Annotated in this window: 21 protein-coding genes and 1 pseudogene; 4 read left to right on the top strand and 18 right to left on the bottom strand. The window is 60.1% G+C overall.

The features are described 5' to 3' along the window. Positions 1-12 precede the first annotated feature (12 nt). The 5 genes from sucA to sdhC form a co-directional block, all read right to left on the bottom strand. Positions 13-2820 (bottom strand): 2-oxoglutarate dehydrogenase E1 component, encoded by a 2808-nt coding sequence (sucA, locus tag GRH90_RS08345; RefSeq protein WP_162365486.1) that lies wholly within the window; start codon positions 2818-2820, stop codon positions 13-15. A 68-nt stretch (positions 2821-2888) separates the two neighbouring features. Beyond that, complete coding sequence (locus GRH90_RS08340) at positions 2889-3605, bottom strand: succinate dehydrogenase iron-sulfur subunit (protein WP_162365485.1); 717 nt, start codon at positions 3603-3605, stop codon at positions 2889-2891. Between the two features lie 17 nt (positions 3606-3622). Continuing rightward, positions 3623-5389 (bottom strand): succinate dehydrogenase flavoprotein subunit, encoded by a 1767-nt coding sequence (gene sdhA, locus GRH90_RS08335; RefSeq protein ID WP_162365484.1) that lies wholly within the window; start codon positions 5387-5389, stop codon positions 3623-3625. Further along, entirely contained in the window at positions 5390-5737 is a 348-nt protein-coding gene (gene sdhD / locus GRH90_RS08330; RefSeq protein ID WP_162365483.1) for a succinate dehydrogenase membrane anchor subunit, read from the bottom strand. It abuts the gene before it with no gap. Beyond that, positions 5731-6120 carry a succinate dehydrogenase cytochrome b556 subunit gene (sdhC, locus tag GRH90_RS08325; protein WP_162365482.1) on the bottom strand — a complete coding sequence of 130 codons (390 nt, stop codon included), beginning with the start codon at positions 6118-6120 and terminating at the stop codon, positions 5731-5733. The genes sdhD and sdhC overlap by 7 nt, the downstream gene beginning before the upstream one ends. 634 nt (positions 6121-6754) lie before the next feature. Between sdhC and GRH90_RS08320 the strand changes: the two genes are divergently transcribed. After that, entirely contained in the window at positions 6755-8035 is a 1281-nt protein-coding gene (locus tag GRH90_RS08320; protein WP_162365481.1) for a citrate synthase, read from the top strand. 1371 nt (positions 8036-9406) lie between these two features. On the opposite strand, the gene pcp is transcribed toward GRH90_RS08320, so the two are convergent. The 9 genes from pcp to GRH90_RS08275 form a co-directional block, all read right to left on the bottom strand. Beyond that, complete coding sequence (gene pcp, locus GRH90_RS08315) at positions 9407-10054, bottom strand: pyroglutamyl-peptidase I (protein ID WP_162365480.1); 648 nt, start codon at positions 10052-10054, stop codon at positions 9407-9409. Positions 10055-10164: 110 nt separating this feature from the next. Next, positions 10165-11178 (bottom strand): DUF979 domain-containing protein, encoded by a 1014-nt coding sequence (locus tag GRH90_RS08310; protein WP_162365479.1) that lies wholly within the window; start codon positions 11176-11178, stop codon positions 10165-10167. Beyond that, positions 11175-11906 (bottom strand): DUF969 domain-containing protein, encoded by a 732-nt coding sequence (locus tag GRH90_RS08305; RefSeq protein WP_162365478.1) that lies wholly within the window; start codon positions 11904-11906, stop codon positions 11175-11177. The genes GRH90_RS08310 and GRH90_RS08305 overlap by 4 nt, the downstream gene beginning before the upstream one ends. A 165-nt stretch (positions 11907-12071) precedes the next feature. Continuing rightward, complete coding sequence (gene pxpA, locus GRH90_RS08300) at positions 12072-12803, bottom strand: 5-oxoprolinase subunit PxpA (protein WP_162365477.1); 732 nt, start codon at positions 12801-12803, stop codon at positions 12072-12074. Continuing rightward, on the bottom strand, positions 12803-13786 hold the full coding sequence (gene pxpC / locus GRH90_RS08295; protein ID WP_162365476.1) for a 5-oxoprolinase subunit PxpC: 984 nt from the start codon (positions 13784-13786) through the stop codon (positions 12803-12805). Before pxpC ends, pxpA begins: the two co-directional genes overlap by 1 nt. Continuing rightward, positions 13780-14436, bottom strand: coding sequence for a 5-oxoprolinase subunit PxpB (gene pxpB / locus GRH90_RS08290; RefSeq protein WP_162365475.1), 657 nt, complete (start codon positions 14434-14436; stop codon positions 13780-13782). The genes pxpC and pxpB overlap by 7 nt, the downstream gene beginning before the upstream one ends. 136 nt (positions 14437-14572) lie before the next feature. Further along, positions 14573-15316, bottom strand: coding sequence for a type 2 GTP cyclohydrolase I (locus GRH90_RS08285; protein WP_162365474.1), 744 nt, complete (start codon positions 15314-15316; stop codon positions 14573-14575). Positions 15317-15350: 34 nt separating this feature from the next. Next, on the bottom strand, positions 15351-16796 hold the full coding sequence (phrB, locus tag GRH90_RS08280) for a deoxyribodipyrimidine photo-lyase (RefSeq protein WP_162365473.1): 1446 nt from the start codon (positions 16794-16796) through the stop codon (positions 15351-15353). Between the two features lie 30 nt (positions 16797-16826). Continuing rightward, positions 16827-17780 carry a YbgA family protein gene (locus GRH90_RS08275; RefSeq protein WP_162365472.1) on the bottom strand — a complete coding sequence of 318 codons (954 nt, stop codon included), beginning with the start codon at positions 17778-17780 and terminating at the stop codon, positions 16827-16829. Between the two features lie 345 nt (positions 17781-18125). Here GRH90_RS08275 and GRH90_RS08270 point away from each other — a divergent pair. The 3 genes and pseudogenes from GRH90_RS08270 to GRH90_RS08260 all read left to right on the top strand — a co-directional run. Continuing rightward, positions 18126-19655 (top strand): annotated as a pseudogene (locus tag GRH90_RS08270) (DUF4118 domain-containing protein); the annotation flags it as partial. After that, the gene (gene kdpE / locus GRH90_RS08265) at positions 19652-20341 is read left to right on the top strand and encodes a two-component system response regulator KdpE (protein ID WP_162365470.1); all 690 of its coding nucleotides are present in this window, start codon (positions 19652-19654) and stop codon (positions 20339-20341) included. The pseudogene GRH90_RS08270 and the gene kdpE, both read left to right, overlap by 4 nt. Before the next feature lie 111 nt (positions 20342-20452). Then, a complete protein-coding gene (locus GRH90_RS08260) occupies positions 20453-20881 on the top strand; it encodes an EamA family transporter (RefSeq protein WP_162365469.1) in 429 nt (142 codons plus the stop codon). Between the two features lie 22 nt (positions 20882-20903). Here GRH90_RS08260 and GRH90_RS08255 read toward each other — a convergent pair whose 3' ends face one another. The 4 genes from GRH90_RS08255 to seqA all read right to left on the bottom strand — a co-directional run bounded on the left by GRH90_RS08255 (position 20904) and on the right by seqA (position 24310). Beyond that, positions 20904-21209 carry a DUF3861 domain-containing protein gene (locus GRH90_RS08255; protein WP_162365468.1) on the bottom strand — a complete coding sequence of 102 codons (306 nt, stop codon included), beginning with the start codon at positions 21207-21209 and terminating at the stop codon, positions 20904-20906. Continuing rightward, entirely contained in the window at positions 21209-21880 is a 672-nt protein-coding gene (locus tag GRH90_RS08250) for a PadR family transcriptional regulator (RefSeq protein WP_162365467.1), read from the bottom strand. Before GRH90_RS08250 ends, GRH90_RS08255 begins: the two co-directional genes overlap by 1 nt. Before the next feature lie 225 nt (positions 21881-22105). Then, on the bottom strand, positions 22106-23749 hold the full coding sequence (gene pgm / locus GRH90_RS08245) for a phosphoglucomutase (alpha-D-glucose-1,6-bisphosphate-dependent) (protein ID WP_162365466.1): 1644 nt from the start codon (positions 23747-23749) through the stop codon (positions 22106-22108). A gap of 27 nt (positions 23750-23776) precedes the next feature. Then, positions 23777-24310, bottom strand: a complete 534-nt coding sequence (seqA, locus tag GRH90_RS08240; RefSeq protein ID WP_162365465.1) for a replication initiation negative regulator SeqA — start codon at positions 24308-24310, stop codon at positions 23777-23779. Positions 24311-24514 lie beyond the last annotated feature (204 nt).

The following is a 24514-nucleotide window of genomic DNA, read 5'->3' as shown; positions in this document are numbered from 1 at the left end:
CTATCCTTATATTTAATTAACGTTCAGCGCGTCATTGACCAGATTTTTTTGTTGTGTCTGGTGCACGGACAAATACCCAACCGCCGGCGAGGCGGAAGCCGGGCGTCCAGCGTAACGTAGCGATGCTCCACTAGTAATAACCTCAAGGAAATGATGCTGGCTACAATACCAGGCGCCCTGATTAAGCGGCTCTTCCTGGCACCAGATAAAATCCTGCACATGGGCAAAAGGTTTCAACGCCTCCCGCACGGCCTGGTGCGGGAACGGGTACAGCTGTTCGATACGCACGATGGCCACGTCCCGCTGCTCGTTTTTGCGCCGCTGATCCAGTAAGTCATAATAAACTTTACCAGAACAGAGCACGACACGCTTGACGCCCTTGGGATCCAAATCGTCGATTTCGCCAATGGCCGGCAGGAAGCTGCCGTTGGCCATGTCCTCCAGCGACGAAATCGCCAGCGGATGACGCAGCAGCGACTTCGGCGACATCACAATCAGCGGCCGGCGCATGTTGCGCAACGCCTGGCGCCGCAGCATATGGTAAACCTGCGCCGGCGTGGATGGGACGCAGACCTGCATATTCTGCTCGGCGCACAGTTGCAGATAACGTTCCAGGCGGGCAGAGGAGTGCTCCGGTCCCTGCCCCTCGTAGCCGTGGGGCAGCAGCATCACCAGCCCGCACATCCGTCCCCATTTCTGCTCGCCGGAGCTGATAAACTGGTCGATCACCACCTGGGCGCCGTTGGCGAAATCGCCGAACTGCGCTTCCCAGATCACCAGGGTGCGGGGCTCGGCGGTGGCGTAGCCGTACTCAAACGCCAGCACCGCCTCTTCCGACAGCACGGAGTCCCAGACCCGGAACGTGCCCTGGCCGTTATGCACATGGCCCAGGGGAGTATAGGTGGAGCCGTTTTTCTGGTTGTGCACCACCGCGTGGCGATGGAAAAAGGTGCCGCGCGCGGTATCCTCGCCGGACAGGCGAATCGGCACGCCTTCGTCCACCAGGGTGGCATACGCCAGGGTTTCGGCGCCGCCCCAGTCAAACGGCTTGCTGCCGGCGGCCATCAGTGCGCGATCGTTGTAGATTTTTGCCACCCGCGGCTGCATCTCCACGCCTTCCGGCACTTCGCTGATGCGGCGGGCCAGTTCCTGCAGGCGCTTGGGATCAACTTCGCTGGGATAAGCCTCGTCCCAATCGTGATTCAGGAACCGCTGCCAGGTAAAGGAATGCATGTTCATCGGCCGCCACTCTTTCACCACGCACTCGCCGCGATCCAGCGCGTCGCGGTAGAGATTGACCATTTCGGTCGCGTCTTCCAGGGTGGCGATCCGATCGCGTTCCAGCCGATCGGCGTAGATCTTGCGCGGCGTCGGATGTTTCTTGATCTTGTGGTACATCAGCGGCTGGGTAGCGCTGGGTTCGTCCGCCTCGTTATGGCCGTGGCGGCGGTAGCACACCAGGTCGACCATCACGTCGCGCTTAAAGGTGTTGCGGAAATCCAGCGCCACGCGGGTGACGAACGCCACCGCTTCCGGATCATCGGCGTTGACATGGAAAATCGGCGCCTGGACCATCTTGGCGATGTCGGTGCAATACTGGGTTGAGCGGGCGTCATGGGGATTGGAGGTGGTAAAGCCGACCTGGTTGTTGACCACGATCCTTACCGTGCCGCCGACGTCATAACCGCGCGCCTTGGACATGTTCAGGGTTTCCTGCACCACGCCCTGCCCGCTGATGGCCGCATCCCCGTGCAGGGTAATCGGCAACACCATTTTGCTGCTCTGCTCGCCGAGCCGGTCGATACGCGCGCGCACCGAGCCGCCCACCACCGGGCTGACAATCTCCAGGTGCGACGGGTTGAACGCCAGGGCCAGGTGGACAATGCCGCCCTCGGTTTCCACGTCGGAGGAAAACCCCTGGTGGTATTTAACATCGCCGGTGCCCAAATGTTCTTTATGCTTGCCGGCGAATTCATCGAACAGGTCCTGCGGCTTTTTGCCCAGCACGTTGATCAGCACGTTCAGGCGGCCGCGGTGCGCCATGCCCAGCACCACTTCCCGGGTGCCGTTCTTGCCGGCATAACGGATCATTTCCTTCAGCATCGGGATCAGCGCGTCGCCGCCTTCGAGGGAGAACCGTTTGGCGCCGGGGAACTTCGCCCCCAGGTAACGCTCGATGCCTTCGGCCGCCGTCAGTTCGCCCAGGAAACGTTTCTTTTCGTCGAGATCGAAGCTCGGCTGCCCCACCACCGATTCGATATGCTGTTGAATCCAGCGTTTCTCCTCGGTATTGGTGATATGCATATATTCGGCGCCGATGGAGCCGCAATAGGTGCGTTTCAGCGCGTCGTAAAGGTCGGCCAGCTTCATGGTTTCCTTGCCGATGGCAAAGGAACCGACGTTGAAGGTTTCCTGGAAATCGGCTTCGGTAAGATTATGGAAAGCCGGGTTTAAATCGGGTACCGTTTCCTGCTTCCATAATCCGAGCGGGTCAAGGTTGGCATGCTGGTGGCCGCGAAAACGGAACGCGTTGATAAGCTGCAGGACTTTGACCTGCTTGGAATCGTTGTCCGGGTCGTTAACCGTGGACGCGTAGCGGGTCGCGTCCTTGGCCAGGCGCCGGAAATAATCCCGGGTTTTGGAGTGAAGTTGATCGGGACTGACGCCGGCGGTGGGGAGCTGTTTAAAAATCGAACCCCAGCTATCGTCGACGGAATCAGGATCCGTTAAAAAGTCTTCATAGAGCTGCTCTATGTAGGACTGGTTCGCCCCCGCCAGGTAGGAGGAATCCAGCCAGGCCTTCATTGCGCCGTTCTGCATTATGATCCCTTAAGCTTGATAGCTTCAGTTTTCGCCGTGGTTAACATGTAACGTATTTGCCTTTACTATCAGGCGCTGTGCTGTACCAGCATGCTCTTGATATGCCCGATGGCTTTGGTCGGGTTCAGCCCTTTGGGACATACGCTGACACAATTCATGATGCTGTGGCAGCGGAATACGCTGAAAGCATCGTTCAACTCATCCAGCCGCGCCGCCCTTTCCGTGTCGCGGCTGTCAATCAGGAAACGGTAAGACGCCAACAGGCCGGCCGGACCGATAAATTTATCCGGATTCCACCAGTAGGACGGGCAGGAGGTTGAACAACAGGCGCAGAGGATGCATTCGTACAACCCGTCCAGTTTTTCCCGTTCCTGCGGACTTTGCAAATGCTCCCGCGCCGGTGGATTCCTGCCGTTATTCAACAGGTAAGGCTTTATCTTCTCATACTGGGCATAGAACTGGCCCATGTCCACCACCAAATCACGCACCACCGGCAGCCCGGGCAGCGGACGGATGACGACTTTGTTATTGCCCTTGCGCAGGGCGGATAGCGGCGTGATGCAGGCCAGGCCGTTTTTGCCGTTCATATTCACGCCGTCGGAGCCGCAGACGCCTTCGCGGCATGAGCGGCGAAACGCCAGTGTCGGATCCGATTCTTTCAATTGGATTAACGCATCCAACAGCATCATGTCGTGGCCTTCACCGACATCCAGCTGGTAATCCTGCATGCGCGGCTTGTCGTCGACATCAGGATTATAGCGATAAACTGAAAATTCCACTTTCATTACTAAGCCCTCTGCCTTTAGTAGGTACGCACTTTCGGCGGGAACGCCGGGCGTAATATCGGCTGCATGTTAACCTCGCGACGGGTCATGGTATCGCTTTCCGGCAGATACAGGCTGTGGCATAGCCAATGCTCGTCATCCCGATCCGGGAAATCGAAGCGGCTGTGGGCGCCACGGCTTTCGGTGCGGTAATTGGCGGCCACCGCCGTGGAATAGGCGGTTTCCATCAGGTTATCCAGCTCCAGGCATTCCACCCGTTGGGTATTAAATTCAGTCGAGGTATCGTCCAGGCGGGCGTCATTGAGCCGCTCGCGGATGGTCTTCAACTCGGCCAGGCCCTTGGCCATGGCGTCACCTTCGCGGAACACCGAAAAGTTATTCTGCATGCACGCCTGCAGATCTTTGCGAATGTCCACCGGGTTTTCGCCGGTACGGTTGTTGTTCCAGCGATTATAGCGCGCCAGGGAGGCGCCGATGTCGTCGTCGCCGGCGTCGCGCAACGGCCCCTGCTCCGCCAGGGATTCCTGCAGATGCATCCCGGCCGAGCGGCCGAACACCACCAGATCCAGCAGGGAATTACCGCCCAGGCGGTTGGCGCCATGGACCGACACGCAGGCAATCTCGCCCACCGCGAACAGGCCGGGGATCACCACATCCTTGCCCTGGGCGTCCACCGTCACCGCCTGGCCGGTCACCTTGGTGGGAATGCCGCCCATCATATAGTGGCAGGTGGGGATGACCGGGATCGGATCTTTTATCGGGTCGACATGGGCGAAGGTGCGGGATAATTCCAGGATGCCCGGCAGGCGCGATTCCAGCACGTCCTTGCCCAGGTGATCAAGCTTGAGCTTGACGTGCGGCCCCAGCGGACCGTCGCAGCCGCGGCCTTCGCGGATTTCAATCATAATGGAGCGCGCGACGACGTCGCGGCCGGCCAAATCCTTGGCGTTGGGCGCATAGCGTTCCATAAAGCGTTCGCCGTCCTTGTTCAGCAGATAGCCGCCCTCGCCGCGGCAGCCTTCGGTCACCAGCACCCCGGCGCCGGCGATACCGGTAGGGTGGAATTGCCACATTTCCATATCCTGCACCGGCACGCCGGCGCGCAGCGCCATGCCGATGCCGTCGCCGGTATTGATATGGGCGTTGGTGGTGGACTGGTAGATGCGCCCGGCGCCGCCGGTGGCCAGGATGGTGGCCTTGGCCTTGAAATAGACCACTTCGCCGGTTTCAATGCACAGCGCGGTACAGCCGACAAAGGCGCCGTCCTGGTTTTTCACCAGATCGAGCGCATACCATTCGGAGAAGATGGTGGTATGGTTTTTCAGGTTCTGCTGATACAACGTATGCAATAAGGCATGGCCGGTACGGTCGGCGGCGGCGGCGGTACGCGCCGCCTGTCCGCCGCCGTAGTTGAGGGACTGGCCGCCGAAGGGGCGCTGGTAGATGCGCCCGTCGTCCAGGCGGGAAAACGGCAGGCCCATATGTTCAAGCTCCAGCACCGCCTCCGGGCCGGTCTTGCACATGTATTCAATGGCGTCCTGGTCGCCGATATAATCGGAGCCCTTGACGGTGTCATACATATGCCATTGCCAGTCGTCCTCATGGGTATTGCCCAGGGCGACGGTGATGCCGCCCTGCGCGGACACCGTATGGGAACGGGTGGGAAATACTTTGGAAACCAGGGCGCAGGACAGGCCCATTTGTGAAATTTGCAGCGCGGCGCGCATTCCGGCACCGCCGGCCCCGACGACAACGGCGTCAAATTCTCTTACTGGCAAGCTCATTTACGCACCCCACACCACGACAGTTCCATATAATAAATACACCAATAAGGTAATGACGATCGCCAGTTGCAGCATCAGGCGCAGCGCCAATAATTTGATGTAATCCGTTAATACCTGCCACATGCCGATCCAGGTATGCACCAGGACGGATAACAGAGCCAGCAGGGTAAAGACTTTCGTCATGGGTAAAGCGAAGAAACCGCGCCAGACATCGTAGGTCAGGCCGTCGGCGAACACGACAAACCCGAGCAGATAGATGATGTACAGGCAGATTACGATGGCGGAAGCGCGAACCAATAACCACTCATGAACTCCGTTACGTCCCAGTGCCGAAGCATTGCTTACCATACGAGTACTCCAGCCAGAATTGAAAGCACGACAGTGATCACAAATGTAACATTTGCCGTCAATTTACCCATGGCAAACGTCTCATCCAGATAGCCGAAATCCATGAGCATATGGCGAATTCCACCGATGACGTGATACGCCAGCGCGGTTAAAATACCCCACATAATGAACTTCACGATGAAGCTGTCCATCATGGCTGCGGCCGCGGAAAAGCCGTCGGAGGAGGAGAGTGACAACCCGAGGATCCAAAGCAGGATACCGATGGCCACGAACATGATGACACCGCTGACACGGTGGAGAATAGAAGCTATCGCAGTAACGGGAAACCGGATCGTTTGCAGATCCAAGTTGACAGGTCTTTGTTTTTTCACGGTTTTGCCCACACAGCTATTATTATTTTTCCTTCCTCCGGTCCTGGGTGGATTCAGACAGCGTTAAGGCTAACCATGACACGTCATGTGCTCAATAAACAAATCCCTTGTGCTTAAATGACGCGTTGAATAACGCTGGGTGCTCCTACAACAGGGACTTCCGGAGACCTTCGGGAAGTATATGGCTTTCACATTATGATTACAATTACCCTACAATTTGTTTGGTAACATTTAGGCTGATTAGTGACCTGGGTCACGAATTTTACAATTACCTTAAATCTATATAACCGCATTGACAAAAAAGCAACAATTCAATTACAAATGACGCGGTGGATATGCTATAACCAACTCAAGTAATGGTCGAGACGCTTCCGCCACGGCAAAGATTATGCAACAGTGTGAAGTGGGTCTTAATCTTCGCGGTTAAGGTATCTGTTAAATAGCTAAAATTAATATCTGTGAATCTTTAACAACCAAGGAAGCCGTTCTTTCATCCTGGACGGGAATAACTTGCACCATCCTTAAGCTCTGTACCCTGCATCACGTTAAGCCAGAGCGACGGGCTGACAATAAAAGCGCAAGGCCCCGCAGGCATGCCGGTACCCTATGGTGGGAGATTTATCATAAAAGCGCTAAGGAGATAGTAATGGCAGACAATAAAGCGACACTGAACCTACCCGGGGAAGCGCCAATCGAACTGGATGTGTTGACCGGCACCCTGGGTGCCAAAGAAATCGATATCCGCACCCTGGGCGGCAAGGGCTATTTTACCTTTGATCCCGGCTTTACCTCCACCGCGTCCTGTGAATCAAAAATAACCTATATCGACGGTGACGAAGGCATTTTGCTGCATCGCGGCTTTCCTATTGATCAACTGGCCCTGCACTCCAACTTTCTTGAAGTCTGCTATATCCTGCTGAACGGCGAAGCGCCGACCAGGGAGCAGTATGATGAATTCCGCGATATCGTGACCCGCCATACCATGGTGCACGAGCAGATCACCCGTCTGTTCAACGGCTTTCGCCGCGATTCGCATCCGATGGCGGTACTGTGCGGCGTGACCGGCGCGCTGGCGGCCTTCTATCATGACTCGCTGGACGTAAACGTGGAGCGCCACCGTGAAATCGCGGCGTTCCGTTTATTGTCCAAAATGCCGACGGTTGCCGCGATGTGTTACAAATATTCCATCGGCCAGCCGTTTGTGTATCCGCGTAACGATCTTTCTTATGCCGGTAACTTCCTGCATATGATGTTCTCCACCCCGTGCGAGGAGTACGTGGTGAACCCGGTGCTGGAACGCGCCATGGACCGGATTTTAATCCTGCACGCGGATCACGAGCAAAACGCGTCGACCTCTACCGTGCGTACCGCCGGTTCGTCGGGCGCCAATCCGTTTGCCTGTATCGCTGCGGGCATTGCCTCGTTGTGGGGGCCGGCCCATGGCGGCGCCAACGAGGCGACCCTGCGCATGCTGGAAGAGATTTCGAGCGTCGAGCATATCCCGGCGTTTATTGAACGCGCCAAGGACAAAAACGATTCCTTCCGCCTGATGGGCTTTGGTCATCGGGTCTATAAGAACTACGATCCGCGCGCCACCGTGATGCGCGAGACCTGTCATGAAGTGCTTAAGGAGCTTAAGCTGTCGGACGATCTGCTGGCGGTGGCCATGGAGCTTGAGCATATTGCCCTGCACGACCCTTACTTTATCGAGAAGAAGCTGTACCCGAACGTGGATTTCTATTCAGGCATTATCCTGAAGGCCATGGGCATTCCGTCGACCATGTTTACCGTGATCTTCGCCATGGCGCGCACCGTGGGCTGGATTGCCCATTGGAAGGAAATGCATGACGACGGCGTCAAGATCGCCCGTCCGCGCCAGTTGTACACCGGGTATGACAAACGCGAATTTACCTCGCAGATCAAATAAGCCCGACACGTTGAGGCCGTTGTCGGCGGGCCGGCCTCATGGGCACGTTATCCCTTTAGCATACCTGCTATTAGTTTAGTTTTTTCATGGGCTGAGGCTGCTTTATGCGGCGTGAGGTTGTGGATAAAGGAGAAGAAGGTTTCGCTTGCGGTAGCTTTATGTCGCCCCGGCGAGGGGTGGCTTGCGGTAAGGTTTATGTCACCCCGGCGAGGGGTGGCTTGCGGTAAGGTTTATGTCACCCCGGCGAGGGGTGGTTTGCGGTAAGGTTTATGTCACCCCGGCGAGGGGTGGTTTGCGGTAAGGTTTATGTCACCCCGGCGAGGGTTTCGCTTGCCTTGCGTTGGGTGGTTATTGGTATTGCCGGGTGCCGGCAAGCGACAAGGAGGGTGTTTCGCGACACCCTCCTTGACCTCCGCGCGTCCGGCAGGTCGCGCGTCGCTGCGCGATGCCTTCCTGCGCCAGTTCCCCCGTTATGCACCGGCCCGGATGCGCTCCCGGCGCAACCGGGCCTCGAGCCGCTCCCGGCGGCTCGTGCCGGGGTCACTGGCTCCGTCAGCGCGCTCTATGCCGGCCCAAATGTCGCTGTTAGCAATGCTTTTTTATTAAGCTATAGCGTTGCTGGTGTTGAGGGGCAGGAAGTATAGATTGAGATACTGCTAATCATTATGGGATGCAACTGGCACAGCGAAAATCAGGTCATCCGGCATAAGCCTTTAGCCTTTAGCCTTTAGCCTTTAGCCTTTAGCCTTTAGCCTTTAGCCTTTAGCCTTTAGCCTTTAGCCTTTAGCCTTTAGCCTTTAGCCAAAAATTACCGCCGTTTTTTTTCCCGGTATATGCATACTCCTATCAACAAACAAAAAACGCCTTCTCTTGCAGACGGTGGTGTTGACCTTGTGCCGGCATAGAGTGCGCCGGCGGCGCAAATCACGGCTGGATGAGCCGCCGGGAGCGGCGAAAGCCCGGGTTGCGCCGGGAGCGCATCCCGGGCGGTCCAAAAGCCGGGATGGGGCGATGCCGGGGACCGCGCAGCGGCGCACGACCTGCCGGACGCATGGGAGTCCAGAGGGACCGGGCGAACGGTCCCTCTGGTTGCTTGCCGGCACCCGGCAATACCAATAACCACCCAACGCATGGCAAGCGAAACCGCCACCGAGGCGACATAAAACCCACCGCAAGCGAAGCCCTCTCCGGGGCGACATAAAACCCACCGCAAGCGAAGCCCTCTCCGGGGCGACATAAAACCCACCGCAAGCGAAGCCCTCTCCGGGGCGACATAAAACCCACCGCAAGCGAAACCCTCGCCAAGACGACATAAGAAAGGAGGCGGATTTGTCAACAGCCGACGCCGCTTCACGCGGCGTTTTTCATGGTTTAGCTGAGCGCGCCGCCGCTAATGTTCAGATCATGCTCCGTTTGCAGCGCGGTGCGGATGGCGATATCCAATCCCGCCGCGATGGTGTCCGCTGCCATGCTGGGCGCATTGGGCAGCGCCGCCGCCTGCTGCGGTAAATACGGCGTGTGGATAAAACCTCCCCTGGCGCCGTAGCCGAGCTGCGCCAGACAATGCAGCAGCCCGTACATCACATGGTTGCAGACATAGGTGCCGGCGCTTTGCGATACCTCGGCCGGGATGCCCGCGTCGCGCATGGCCTGGACCATGGCCTTGACCGGCACGGTGGCGAAATAGGCCGCCGGTCCGTCGGCGACGATCGGCACGTCGATGGGCTGCTGGCCAAGGTTATCGGCAATGCGCGCATCGTCGATGTTAATCGACACGCGCTCGACCGACAGGCCCGCCCGGCCGCCCGCCTGCCCCACCGCCAGGACAAGCGCGGGCCGGTGGCGGTCAATCAGCCCATTTAACACCTGGACCGAGCGGCCGTAGACGCAGGGCAGCCGGCAGGCAATTACCGTGGCGTCGTCGATGCGGCGTTCGTGGAATTGTTTGACCACTTCCCATGAGGGATTGACCCGTTCGCCGCCAAACGGCTCAAAACCGGTCAGCAAGACGGTATTCACGATCGGCACCCCACGCATTGATAACGGACAGGGCCGCCGCCGTGCTGCCGGCGGTCGGTTTTCAGCTCATTTCTTTGCATATCGTTTTTCACTCCGCTGCGTCCTGGCCGCTACATCATAAAATAGAGCAGGAAAATATTGACCACCAGCAGCGTCAGCCCGGTGGGGATTTGCGCCTTGATTACCGCATTGCGGTCGGGCAGTTCCAGCAGCGCCGCCGGCACCAGGTTAAAGTTGGCCGCCATGGGCGTCATCAGGGATCCGCAGTAACCGGAAAACATACCGACCGCGGCCATCACCGCCGGATTGCCGCCGTGCTGCAATACCAGGATCGGAATGCCGATGCCCGCGGCCACGATGGGAAACGCGGCAAACGCATTGCCCATGACCATGGTCAGTACCGCCATGCCCACCGCGAACACCGCCACCGCGATAAAACGATTATTCACCGCCAGGTAGGTTTCAGCCAGGTGGGACACCGCGCCGCCGACGCCGGCGCTGGTAAACAGCAGCCCGAGGGTGGCGAGGATCTGGGGCAGGATAAACGCCCAGCCGATGGAGTCGAGCAGGCGCCGGGCTTCCTGTACCGACTGGAGCGGCCCGTCATGGGTGAATTTCAGGGCGAGAAGCAGGCCGATGACGCAGCCGAAGGTCATGGAAAACAGGGTCACCAGGGTGGAATGGTTGCCCGTGCCGAACAGCCCCTGCTGTAACGCGGGCAGGTTATTGAACAGCAATACGCCCGCCACCGTGACCACCGGGATCGCCAGCGCCGGGATAAACAGGCGATTGCCCAGCCGGAGGGCGCTATCCTCGCGCTCTTGCGCGCTGCGTTGATGATAGCGGCCCAGCCGCACGCCGCCGAAACCGGCAATAAGCGCCATCAGGATCACCAGGCCGCCGATGCCGATATGCACCGCGCGCTGCGCATCAACCCCTGGGCCAAGGAACCGCGCCATCAGCGCATAGCTCCAGTCGCCCATCAGGAACACCAGCCCGTAGAGTCCCCAGAACGAACCGGTCAGCCAGCGCCGCAGGTTGGCTTTATCGCGCAGCGACATCACAGCAACAATCAGCAGTACCACGCCGGCCAGCCAGTAGAGATAGTTTTGTTGGAAAGTCATTTATGGGTCCCCGCAGACTGTAACGCGGCCTGATTCAGCGCCGTCAGCTGCGCCGCCAGGCGTTGGTCCATGCGTTTAAGACGAAAAGCGTGGATCAGGAACGCGAAGATGGCGGTGGGAATGCCATAGAGCGCGATATGCAGCGGTTCGGTCTGGATACCGGCCGACTCCAGCATAAAATTATGCATAAAGATAATGGCGCCAAAGGCGACAAAAATATCCTCGCCAAAGAATAAACCAACGTTATCGGTGGCGGCCGCCATGGCGCGCAGGCGATAGCGCACGTCCTGCGGCAAATCGCCGTAGCGGTTTTCGCACGCTCCCTCGGCCATCGGCGCCAGCAGCGGACGCACCATTTGCGGATGGCCGCCCAGGCTGGTCAGCCCCATGGCCGCCGTCAGTTCGCGCGCCAGTAAATAAATAATCAGCAGCCGCCCGGCGGTGGCGCTTTTAATCCTGGCAATCCAGTTCTGCGCATGCTCCTTCAGGCCATGGCGTTCCAGCAAACCGACGACCGCCAAGGGAATCAATAAAATAAACGCCAGGTTGCGGGTGGCTAAAAACCCCGAACCGAGTTTTTCCAGGATAGCGGCGATGGGCATTTGCGCCGCCACGCCGGTAATGATACCCGCGATAATGACCACCAACACGGCGTTCATACGCAGCAAAAACCCGATAATGATCGCCAGGATGCCCAATAGAGGCCAAAGATTTACCGCCTGTTGCATGATGTGGTCCTCGAAAACCAGAGAGTATGATGATTGGCAGATAAAACCCGTCGGGGTCAGGGTAGCAATAAATCAGCGGTGTGGGAGATAGGGAATACCTATACAAGACAATAGCGTAATCGCCGCCCCGTCGGTCCCTGTCCAGCCGGGGCGGGAAACCGCCGATCAGGTGGCGGCGATCGGGATGCCCTGTTCAAGGAAGCAGGCGTGTATGCGCCGGGCAAATGCCAGCGCATGGACGCCGTCGCCGTGCAGGCACAGGGTATCGGCTCTCACCTGGACCCATTCCCCGTCCGGCGTGCTGACCCGGCCCAGCCGCACCATGTCGAGCGTATGCGCCAGGGCCAGACCCTCGTCGGTAATCAGCGCGTCGGGCTCGCCGCGCGGCACCAGGCTGCCGTCCCGGCGGTAATTGCGATCGGCGAACACTTCATGCCTGACCCTAAGCCCGAGGCGTTCGCCCGCGGCAATCAGTTCGCTGCCCGCCAGGCCCACCAGGCACAGGGCCGGATCCACGGCCTTGACCGCGCGGGCGATGGCTTCCGCCAGGGCCGGATCGCGCGCCGCCTGGTTGTATAGCATGCCGTGCGGTTTGACATGGACCATCCTGCCTCCCTCGGCTCGGGTGATGGCCGCCAGCGCGCCCAGTTGATAAACCACCTGGGCATAGACGGTTTCCGACGGCAATGTCATCGCGGTGCGGCCGAAGTTTTCCCGATCCGGAAAGGCGGGATGGGCGCCGATGGCGACGCCATAACGCAGCGCCCATTTTACCGCCTGGCGCATCATCTGCGCATCGCCGGCATGGAAGCCACACGCAATATTGGCCGAACTGACCAGCCGCAGCAGCTCCTCGTCATGGACGCAGCCTTCACCCAAATCAGCATTCAGATCCATTATTTCACCTTTTTTCGTGTCTTGGCCGGCGATCCGGTGGCTGCCACCGGCTGCCGGTATTGCGCAAGTTGCCAGGCGATCTGCTCCAGGTAACGCTGCTGATCGAGCCAGGCCGCGTGGGCATCTTCCAACGTGCACTGGACAAAATGGATCGGCTCGCCCAGGCGGATTTGCGCCAGGTGAAACAGATCGGCGGCAATAACGCACGCGATTCGGGGATACCCGCCGGTAGTCTGGGCATCGGCCATCAGGACGATGGGCTGGCCGGAGTGCGGCACCTGTACCACGCCCGGCAGCACGCCGTGCGAAAACAACTCGCGGTCGGTAGTGCGCGTCAGCGTCCGGCCCTGCAGCCGATATCCCATGCGATTGCTCTGGGGATTGAGCTGCCAGCTGGAGCGCCAAAAGGCCTCCTGGGAATCGGCGCTGAATTCGCGATATTCCGGGCCAGGCAAGGCGCGGACCCGGTTGCCGAACAGCAGTTGCCTGATGCCCATTTGCCGGGTCGGCATGGACTGCGGACTGCCGGCGCGCAACGTATCGCCGTCGCGGATCATCCGCCCCTGGTGGCCGCCAAAACCGGCCTTCAGATCGGTGCTGCGCGAATTCAGCACCACCGGCACGTCAAAACCGCCGGATACCGCCAGATAGCTGCGCATGCCGTGTTTGGGCGTCGCCAGTTTTATCACCTGTCCGGGCCGCACCTGGAAGCGCCAGCCGGTCCATACCGGTTTGCCGTCCAACTGGGCATGGCAATCCGCGCCGGTCAGGGCCAGCCAGCCGGCGGCGGTGATTTCGGCGCTGAACTGGCCGAGGGTGATTTCCAGCACGGCGGCGTCCGCCCCGTTGTCCACCAGCAGGTTGGCCATGTGCATGGCCGGCAGATCGAGCACCCCGCCCTGGCTGATGCCCAGGCCCCGGTAGCCGGTACGGCCGCCGTCCTGGACGGCGGTCATCATGCCGGCGCGTATGACCTTTAACATAGGCCCTCCTTTTGCGGTACGAAGCGTACGTTATCTCCGGGCAGCAATAGCGTCGGCGGGTTGGTGGCGGGGTCGAATAGCCGCAACGGGGTGCGGCCGATAATCTGCCAGCCGCCCGGGGTCGCCAGCGGGTAAACGCCGGTCTGTTTGCCGCCGATGCCGACCGAACCCGCCGGTACCCGCAGGCGAGGCTCGGCGCGACGCGGGGCGGCAAGGATTTCCGGCAGCTCACCCAGGTAGGGGAAGCCCGGCTGAAAACCGAGGAAATAGACGATATAGGCAACGCTTGCGTGGCATTCGACCACCTGCCGCGCCGTCATGCCGGTGTGCTCCGCCACCCAGGGCAAATCCGGGCCGCTTTCGCCACCGTAGACCACCGGAATCTCCACATCGCGCGCCTCGGGGGTGATGGCGTCGCTTTCTTCCCACCAGCTCTGCAAACGCTCGATGGCATCCAGCGCCGATTGCTGGGGATTTTTCAGCAGCACGGTCAGGTTATTCATGCCGGGGATCGCTTCGCGCACCTCGGCATGATGCTCCAGACGGGCGGCAAGACCCCAGATACGCCGCTGGCTGGCCAGGGTAACGGGGGGTTCCAGCTCAAGCACCACGGCGCTTTCGCCTAATAAATAACATCGAGCCCGTTGCAACCAGACCTCCTGAGTACCTGTTTTGGCGCCGGCTAACGCTGCCAGATATAACTAAAACAAAACTATAAGCCGGTTAACCAATGGTTTATTTGCAGGTAATGTAATGCGTTTCCGGGCGAAATGTAATAGCCACGGCTCAGGCGGGGTTGGGAATGTCGATAAAAGTCACGTCAAAACCATGCTCGCGCGCCAGCCAGTCGCCCAATGCCTTGATGCCGCCCCGTTCGGTGGCGTGATGGCCGGCGGCAAAAAAATGCAGCCCCATCTCCCGGGCAATATGGATGGTTTGTTCCGACACCTCGCCGGTAATAAACGCGTCCATCCCGGCGCGTGCCGCCTGCTCGATAAATCCCTGGCCGCCGCCGCTGCACCAGGCCAGGCGCGCGATCTGCGCCGGGGCGTTATCGCCGCAGTGCACTATCTCGCGCTCCAGGCGCATTGCCAGCCGGCGCTGCAGTTCCGGCGCGCTGACGGCGGGGGAAAATTCACCCCACGGCACCAGCGGCTCAAGCTGCCCCTTGACGTTAATATCCAGCAGGGCGGCCAGCCGGGCATTGTTTCCCAGCACCGGATGGGCATCCAGTGGCAAATGCCAGGCGAAGAGATTGATATCATGCGCCAGCAGCGTTTTCAGGCGTCGGCGCTTCATGCCGGTCACCACCGGCGGCTCGTTTTTCCAGAAGTAGCCGTGATGCACCAGCACCGCGTCGGCACCCTGCTCCACCGCCGCGTCCAGCAGCGCCTGGCAGGCGGTAACGCCGGTGACGATACGTTTCACCTCGGCGCGCCCCTCCACCTGCAGGCCGTTGGGCGCAAAGTCCTGGAACGACCCGCTGTCGAGATGCTGATGGATAAGCTGTTCTAATTCAATATTACGCATAGTGTTAATACCCTCTGTCGCAGTAACCCCGCCGTTACCCCGTTCCGGAGGAAAGCCCCCGATCTTTGGCGGCTTTATACGCCGCCAGGGTCGTTTGACGCGCGCTGCCATGATCAACTATCGGCCGCGGATAATCCAGCCCGTCTTCGCCTGCCCCGGGCCAAAGATGAGGTTCGTGCAGATACGTGTCCGGCACCGCCGCCAGCTCCGGCAGCCAGCGGCGGATAAATTCCCCCCGTTCATCAAACCTGCGTCCCTGCGTGGTGGGGTTAAAGATGCGAAAATAGGGGGCGGAGTCGGTGCCGGTGGACGCCGCCCACTGCCAGCCGCCATTATTGGCGGCAAGGTCGCCGTCAATCAGCCGGGACATAAAATAGCGTTCGCCCTCGCGCCAGTCGATCAGCAGATCTTTTACCAGGAAGCTGGCGGTGATCATGCGCAGCCGGTTATGCATCCAGCCGGTTTGGTTCATCTGCCGCATGGCGGCGTCGACAATCGGATAGCCGGTCTTGCCCAGCTGCCAGGCGGCAAGCAGGTTTTCATCCCGGCACCACGCCACGTGGCGCGTCCAGCCGATAAACGGCTGATGCCGGCACAAGGCGGGATACGACACGATCAGGTGGCGATAAAAATCGCGCCAGATCAGTTCGTTAAGCCAGGTAAACGCGCCGCTGTCGGCATGTTCCAAGACCAGCGGGTAGGCCCGGCTCAGCCGGTTATAGCACTGGCGAGGTGAGAGCACGCCCAACGCCAGATAGGCCGAAAGCCGGCTGGTGGCGTCCAGCGAGGGGATATCGCGGGCTTTACGGTAGTCCTGCATCTGCTGATGGCAGAAGGTCCGCAGCCGCGACAGCGCGGCATCCTCGCCGGCGGGATATTCCTCTCCCGGCGCCTGGCGCGGATAATCAAACGGGGCGAGCCCGTCCCGGCTTTCCGGCGCCGGATTAACCCGGCGCGCCGGCGCGGGCACGCACTGCATATCGGCCTCAGCCAGTTTCCGCAGGCAGGCATTGCGAAACGGGGTAAACACTTTATACATGCCGCTATCGCCGGTGCGCACGCTGCCGGGCGGCAGCAGCACGCCATCGTCAAAACCCTGGCATGTCACCCGGCCGTCCAGGGCCTGCTCCAATGCGCGATCGCGCCGCCGTTCGTTAAACTCGTACTGATAGTTGTAGAACAGAGCATCCGCCCCCTGACTGCGGCAGAAATCCGCCAGCCAGGCCACCGAGTCACTGAAGTCGGGACATTGGTGATAATGCAGCGGTATGCCGCGCCCGGCCAGCGCGTGGCGCAGCGCCGCCAGGTTATCCAGCAAAAAGGCCGCCTGGCGCGGGGCCATTTCGTGCCGCCGCCATTGCTCAGGCGTGGCGATATAGACCGCCAGCACCCTGGCGTCCGGGTCCTGGCAGGCGGCATAGAGCGCCGGATTATCGTGGATGCGTAAGTCCGCGCGCAGCCAGACGAGATGTGTTTTCATAGGCTCTTCCTTGATTGTGATGAAGGGCAATCAATGCCCGTAACGTAGCCTCAGCGCCTGCGGATAGGGCTCAAAATAACGTTGCTGCGCCAGCCAGGCGTCCGGATATTCGGCCATATAGTGCTTGAGCAGCGTAATCGGCGCGAGCAGGGGTTGCATCCCCTGCCGGTAGCTGTCGATTAGCGACGTCAGCTCCAGCCGCTGTTGTTGCGTCAGGTAGCGATGGAAATATCCCTGCGCATGCATCAGGACATTGGTATGGTTCGGCCGCGTGGCGTTATTCGACAGCAGCCTCATCAGCCGGCTGCGGTATTCCAGGGCAAAGCTCTCCAGCGATTCAAAGCGTCCCATGGCCGCGACAAAAGGCCCTATCTGGCGGTACTGCGGCTGGGAATGCGCCAGCAATAACAGTTTATAACGGCTGTGAAACGCGATTAACCCCGCGCGGGTCAAGGGCTGTTGCAGCAGTTGATTAAACTCAAACAGCGTGTAGACCCGGGCGACAAAATTCTCACGCAGCTGCGGATCGTGCAACCGGCCGTCCTCTTCCACCGGCAGCCACGGCAGTTGGCGCATCAGCTCCCGGGTATACAGGCCGATGCCGTTTTTGCGCGCGCCGGCGCGATCGTACACCCTGACGCGCTCCATGCCGCAGCTGGGCGACTTGGCGCAAACGATATAACCGCACAAATGTGCCAGCCGCTGGACCTGCCGCTCGGAAAACGACTGCATCGCCTGCGTCAGATCGGTATCGTCCTGATTTTTACCGGTACGCATGGCAATGCGGCCCTGATCGTCCTTTACCAGGCGCAGCGCCGGCCTCGGGGTGGGCAGCCCGATGGCCATTTCGGGACAGATGGGTTCAAAACGCACATAAGGCGCCAGTTCGTCCATGGCAAAGGAAAAGCGTCGGTGTCCGCCGTCAAAACGCACATTTTCACCCATCAGGCAGGCACTGATGCCGATGGGGATTTTATTGCCCATGCTTTGCTCCCATGCGTAATAATGTCTTAAGCAAAGCGTAGACGATTATCAGCGGGGCGGCGGCCGGCTTGCCATAAAAGTCGCGCTGGCAGAGGTTCCCGGCCTGGCGTCGGCGCACCGGGGAGAGTGCGCTATCTAGCGGCATAAATCGCCTTGTTTATCGCTTTTTTACGCGGCGCGCCGCAATCTTTTCCGATGAACGGCATTTACCCGGTCCGGTCCTTGATCGCGTATAGTGAAGCTGAAATTATATTATGCCTATCCCGGCATGCTGGGTGGCGTTAACGGGTAAGCGCAAGATAAGGAATGCCGATGGACGACAGGGAACCCGCCGGCGCCGGGCCGACGGTCAGCCGGGCCGGCGGCGAACGCCGCAATATGGCGCTGCGCGGCTGCGTGCTGGCGGTGGCGTTGTGCGCGCTGATCACCCTGCCGGCGTGGCTGTTGCCCTCCATCGGACCGGCCAACCTGATGATGGTTTACCTGCTGGCGGTGCTGCTGGTGGCGCTGTTTTATGGCCGCTGGCCGTCGGCGCTGTCGGCGGTGATAAACGTCGCCAGTTTCGATCTGTTTTTTGTCCAGCCGCGCGGTTCGCTGGCGGTCAGTGATTTACAATACCTGGTAACCTTTGCCGTGATGCTGATCGTCGGGCTGACGGTGGGCAATCTTACCGCGGGCGTGCGTTACCAGGCGCGTATCGCCCGCTATCGCGAACAGCGGGCACGGCAGTTATATGCTATGTCGAAGGCGTTGTGCCAGGCGCTGACGCAACGGGATATCGCGGCTATCGCGCGACATTTCATCCGTATCGCCTTTGGCGCCGACGCGCGCTTGTTCCTGTGGCAAGCAGGCGAGATGATCGATCTCACCCCGACGGAACGGGCCGGCGGGCGGCCGGTGGATACGGCCATCGTGCGCTGGAGCTTTGACCACGCCCTGCCCGCGGGTCCCGGCGCCGAAGCCTTGCCGGGGCTGCCCTACCGGCTTTGTCCGTTAACCGTCGACAGGCACCGGCTGGGCGTACTGGCCGTTGAACCCATGTCGGCGGAAGAACTATCCTCCCCGGAGCAGCAGCGGCTGCTGGAAAGCTGCACGGTGCTGATTGCCGGCGCGCTGGAGCGCTTCGAACTGGCCGATCGCGCCGAGCAGGCACGGCTTGCGGCCGAGCGGGAACGGCTACGCAATGCCCTGCTGTCGGCCTTGTCGCACGATCTGCGCACGCCGCTCACCATTCTGTCCGGCCAGGCGGAGATGCTGAACCTGGATCTTGCCGACGCGGGCTCGCCGTTTGCCGCCCGGGCCGATGGCATTCACCAGCAGGCGCTCGCCACCACCCGCCTGGTGAATAATTTGCTGGATATGGCGCGTCTACAGTCGGGCGGTGTTATCATCCACCCCTCCTGGCAGTCGCTGGAGGAGATGATCGGCGGCGCCCTGCGCCTGTTGCGCATTCCGCTGGCCGGCAATCGCGTCGCCGTCGACCTGCCGGACCCGCTGCTGCTGGTCAGCTGCGACGACGTCCTGCTGGAGCGGGTGTTGGTCAACCTGCTGGAAAATGCGGTGAAATATGCCGGTCCCGACGCCGTTATCGTCCTGCGCGCCCTGACCCGGCCCGGCTGGCTGGAGATCCAGGTAGAGGATAACGGGCCGGGCATCGCGCCCGGCGCGCAAAACACCCTGTTTGATAAATTTTCCCGCGGCCATCAGGAGTCGGCAATTCCCGGCGTGGGCCTTGGTCTGGCCATTTGCCGGGCGATTATAGAGATTCACCGCGGACGGATTTGGGCGGATAATACCTCCGCGGGCGGGGCGTGTTTTCATTTTACCCTGCCGCTTGACGCACCGCCCGCCATAACGCCACCGGAGGAAACGTGAGCACCCCGACAGCCAATATCCTGATAATCGAAGATGAGGACGCCATCCGCCGTTTTGTCCGCCAGGCGCTCGAGCGCGAAGGCTACCGGGTGTTTGAAGCGGACACCATGGCGCGCGGCCTGCTGGAGGCGGCCAGCCGCAAACCGGATTTGATCGTGCTCGATCTGGGGCTGCCGGACGGCAACGGCGTGGACTTTATTCGGGATTTACGCCGGTGGAGTTCGATAAACATCGTGGTGCTATCGGCCAGAAGCGATGAACAGGACAAAATCGACGCGCTGGACGCCGGCGCCGATGACTACCTGACCAAGCCCTTCGGCATCGGGGAACTGCTGGCGCGGGTGCGGGTGGCGCTCAGGCGTCCGCTGCGCGGCGAGGAGAAACCCTCGACGGTCGCCTTTGCGGCGGTGAGCGTGGATCTGGTCAACCGCCAGGTGACCCGGGACGGCGAAATGCTGCATCTGACGCCCATCGAGTTCCGCCTGCTGGCCGTCCTCATCGGTCATCAGGGCAAGGTGCTGACCCAGCGCTATCTGCTGCGCGAGGTCTGGGGCCCCAACGCGGTGGAGCATAGCCATTACCTGCGAATCTACATGGGCCATCTGCGACAAAAGCTGGAGCTGGATCCGGCCCAGCCCAACCATCTGCTGACCGAGACCGGCATCGGCTATCGCTTCATGCCCTAGGCGGCAACGCCGGCCGTGCCGCCAAATGCGGCGGCGATGACAACGCGTTAAGCGTAGCATTGACGATGACGCTTTAGTACCATCGCTGTTTTGCCGGTAACGGACATTCCCATGAGCACCTGGTTAGTTTACGCCCTCCTCTCCGCCCTGGCCGCCTCGCTGGTGGCCATTTTTGGTAAAATCGGCCTGCAGCAGCTGGACGCCAACAGCGCCACCGCCATACGTTCGGTGGTGATGGCGCTGTTTTTAGTCGGCGTGGTGGCGGCCCAGGGCAAAATGAATTTAGTGAGCGACATCCTGGCGGATAAAAAAGCGCTGGGTTTTATCGTGCTTAGCGGCGTGGCCGGGGCGTTGTCATGGCTGTTCTATTTTATGGCGATAAAATACGGCAATGTATCGCAGGTGGCCCCGATCGATAAACTCAGCGTGGTGTTCGCGGTGGTGATGGCTGTGGTGCTGTTTGGCGAAAAAGTCTCGCTGGTGGCGGGCGCCGGCGTGGCGTTGATCACCGCCGGCGCCCTGATGGTGGCGTTGGGCTAGGGCCGGCCAGACCGCCGTTGGATTAACCGGCCTCGCCCGATCCCTTTTTCAGCAGCTGCATAAATGCGCGAAACGGCTCCCGCAGCGGCGCAAACACCGGATGCTTGCGATGTTCCACGAGCACTTGCGAGAACAGCTTCAGGCCCACGGCAAAAGCGGCGGTCTTCTCCGGGCCGAAGGCCAGGTCTTCCCGCCCCCGCAGCCGCTCCACTATGCCCAGGATCTCATCGTGGTTTTCAATGTCAAACGACAGCGCGGGGATATCCAACGGCTGGCCTTGCCTGTCGGTTATCGGTGCAACGGTGATACGGTATTTATACCCCGGCATTATTTGTCCTCCCCGGCGACCGGCGCGTTAAGAACATCCTCGATAAGGTTAACCGCGCCAAGCAAGGCGGCGTTGATACGCGCTACCTGCTCCGGCGTCAGGTCGGCGCGCAGCATATTGCCGCGTAGCAGCCCCTTAAGTTGCCCCATGCTCTCGGTAATGCCCGGAATCAGGCTGCCTTGCGCGCGCTTGCCGGCCTGCGCGAGCCGCTCGAACAGGGAGTTTATCGCCGCCTGATGTCCGGCCAGTTCCGCCTCGCCCGCCGGGGTAATCTGGTAGTTCTTGCGGCTCTGCCCTTCGGCGCTTGCAGAAGTGAGAAAATCCTGGTCCACCAGCAGGCTAAGGGTCGGATAAATCACGCCGGGGCTGGGCACATATAACCCGGACGAGGCCAGCTCGATATCTTTGATCAGTTCATAACCGTAGCTGGGTTTGCGGGCCACCAGCGCCAGCAGGATCATGCGCAAATCGCCATGCCCGAACAAACGCTGCATTCTGTGTTCACCGCCGTGGTGCTCATGATGTCCATGTCCCCTGCCGCCATGGGGACCGCCGTGCTCCTGCCCGCCGCGCCCTTCGGGCGCATCAGCGCGTCTGCCGTGCCCACAGCCTGCGGGCGCGTCGCCGCGCTCGTCACGGGCGCGCAAAATATAATGTTGATGGTATAACATGGGTTTCTCCCGCCATTTAGATATATCTAAATTAGTCCTAAAAAATAAAAATGCAATAAAAGATATATCTAAATCAGGATATTTTTGCCGTTGCGGGGCGAAAAGAGGGGCCATACCAGCGGAAATAGAAAAAAAGGCGCCGAATATCAGCGCCTTATCTGGGAGGGGAACCCGCTGCGTTATCTTATGACGACGCCGCGTTGAACGGCGCCCGACGGATGGGTATTACTTCGCCCCGGCCAACACCTCGCCAACGATTTCCACCGCTTCCCTTTCGATTTGCTCGCGGTGTTTCGGCCCCAGAAAGCTCTCGCAATAGATTTTGTAGGCTTCTTCGGTGCCGGACGGCCGCGCGGCAAACCAGCCGTTTTTGGTCATTACCTTCAGCCCGCCGATGGATGCGCCGTTGCCGGGCGCCTCGGTCAGGCGCGCGGTGATGGGATCCCCGGCCAGCGTGCCGGCGGCCACCATCTCGGGCGACAGCCTGGACAAAATGGCTTTCTGCGCATGGGTGGCCGTGGCCTGGATACGGTTATAGCTGGGCGCGCCGAAGCGTTGCGCCAGTTCATCATAATGCTGCTGCGGGTTTTTGCCGGTAACCGCGGTAATTTCCGCCGCCAGCAGGCACATAATGATGCCGTCCTTATCCGTGGACCAGGGCTTGCCGTCAAAGCGCAGGAACGAGGCGCCGGCGCTCTCTTCACCGCCAAAACCCAGGCTGCCGTCAAACAGGCCGTCGACGAACCATTTAAAGCCTACCGGCACTTCCACCAGCCGGCGGCCCAGATCGGCCACCACCCGGTCTATCATCTCGCTGGAGACCAGGGTCTTGCCCACCGCCACGTCCGCGCCCCATTGCGGGCGATGCTGGAACAGGTAGTTAATCGCCACCGCCAGGAAATGGTTGGGGTTCATCAGGCCGGCGGGAGTAACAATACCGTGGCGGTCGTAATCCGGGTCGTTGGCCAGCGCCAGGTCGAACTTGTCGCGCAGCGACAGCAGGCCGGTCATCGCCCACTGGGACGAACAGTCCATGCGGATAATGCCGTCGTGGTCGAGATACATAAACCGGAAGGTCTGGTCAATCTGCTCATTCACCAGCGTTAAATCGAGCTTGTAGTGCTCGGCGATACGCTGCCAATAGGCAATGCCGGAACCGCCGAGCGGATCGACGCCGAGCTTCAGGCCGGCTTGTTGAATCGCCGCCATGTCCACCACCTCGGCCAGCCCTTCCACATAGGCCTGCACCAGATCCTGCGCATGGATATGGCCGCTGCTCCATGCCTCGTCCAGCGTCTGGCGCTTTACGCCGCGCAGGGCGTCGGCCAGCAGGGCGTTGGCGCGCTCTTCGATCACCTTGGTCAGGTTGGTGTCGGCCGGCCCGCCGTTTGGCGGATTGTATTTGATGCCGCCGTCTTCCGGTGGGTTATGGGACGGGGTAATCACGATACCGTCCGCCTGCGCGCCGCCCGCGCGATTGTGCGTCAGGATGGCGTTGGAGACCGCCGGGGTCGGGGTAAAGCCGTTGTCCTGCTGAACGATGACTTCCACGCCGTTGGCGCTGAGCACTTCCAGCACGGAAATAAACGCCGGCTCGGAAAGCGCGTGGGTATCTTTGCCGACGTAGCAAGGCCCGGTAATGCCCTGCCTGGCGCGTTCCTCGGCGATGGCCTGGCTGATGGCCAGGATATGCGCCTCATTAAAACTGTGGCGTCCCGCGCTGCCGCGATGGCCTGAAGTACCGAATTTTACCGCATGGGCGTTGTTGCCCGGTTCCGGACGCAACACATAGTACTGCGAGGTTAACTGCGCGACGTTGATTAAATCGCTTTGCCGGGCGGGTTGCCCGGCGCGGGGGCTATTAGCCATCGGTGCTTCTCCCTTGGCTGCTAATGATCAAATGGTGCCGCAAACTTTGTCGGTCAGTTCCACCGGGAACTGCATTGCCAGCATAATGTGTTCCACCATGCCCCGTTTACGACCGGTATTGGTGTTGGTGATAACCCAATAGGGCGTTTCCGGCACCTGCTTGGGTTTAGTATGGCTGCCATTTAGCAATAATGTCTGCTCATCAGCGGCAAAATAGGTGCGGGTACGGCCGTGCAGGCTATCGGCCGCCTGGGCAAACTCGGTTGGGGACAGGGTATACAGGCTGGACAGCACCAGCATAAAGCGATCGACCGCCTTGCGCTGCTCGGCGTAGCTGTCGGAAAGCAATAGTTCACGCATCGAACGCACGCGGTCGCGGGCCGGCGAGGCCGGCGCCGCCTTGACGGGGGGTTCCGGCTGCGGCGCGCTGGGCGCGGCGCCGTTGGCCTGCGCGTTAAATTTCAGCATCCGGCGCAAAATATCCGTGGCGCTTTCGCCGATATGTTGTGTATGGCTGGCGATATAACGGTAAAGGTCTTCGTCGACTTCAATTGTTTTCATCTTTATCCGGTGCTTTCTTCTCATAAATCAATCAAAAGGATTATACAAGCTAAACCGGCCCCGCGAATAGCGCTACTGTCCGGCTTAGGCGAAAAGTCGGAATTTCCCCCGTAGGCTGTCATGGCGCCGCCAAGGTTTTTTTTGCGGCTGCGGGACGGATAACTCATGATAGGCTATCAGGCTTAGTTATCGCCATGAGGATCG

The sequence above is a fragment of the Acerihabitans arboris genome (assembly GCF_010131535.1).
Classification (GTDB): domain Bacteria; phylum Pseudomonadota; class Gammaproteobacteria; order Enterobacterales; family Enterobacteriaceae; genus Acerihabitans; species Acerihabitans arboris.
Note: the sequence above shows the minus strand (reverse complement) of the source record. Positions and strands in the feature narration are given on the sequence as shown.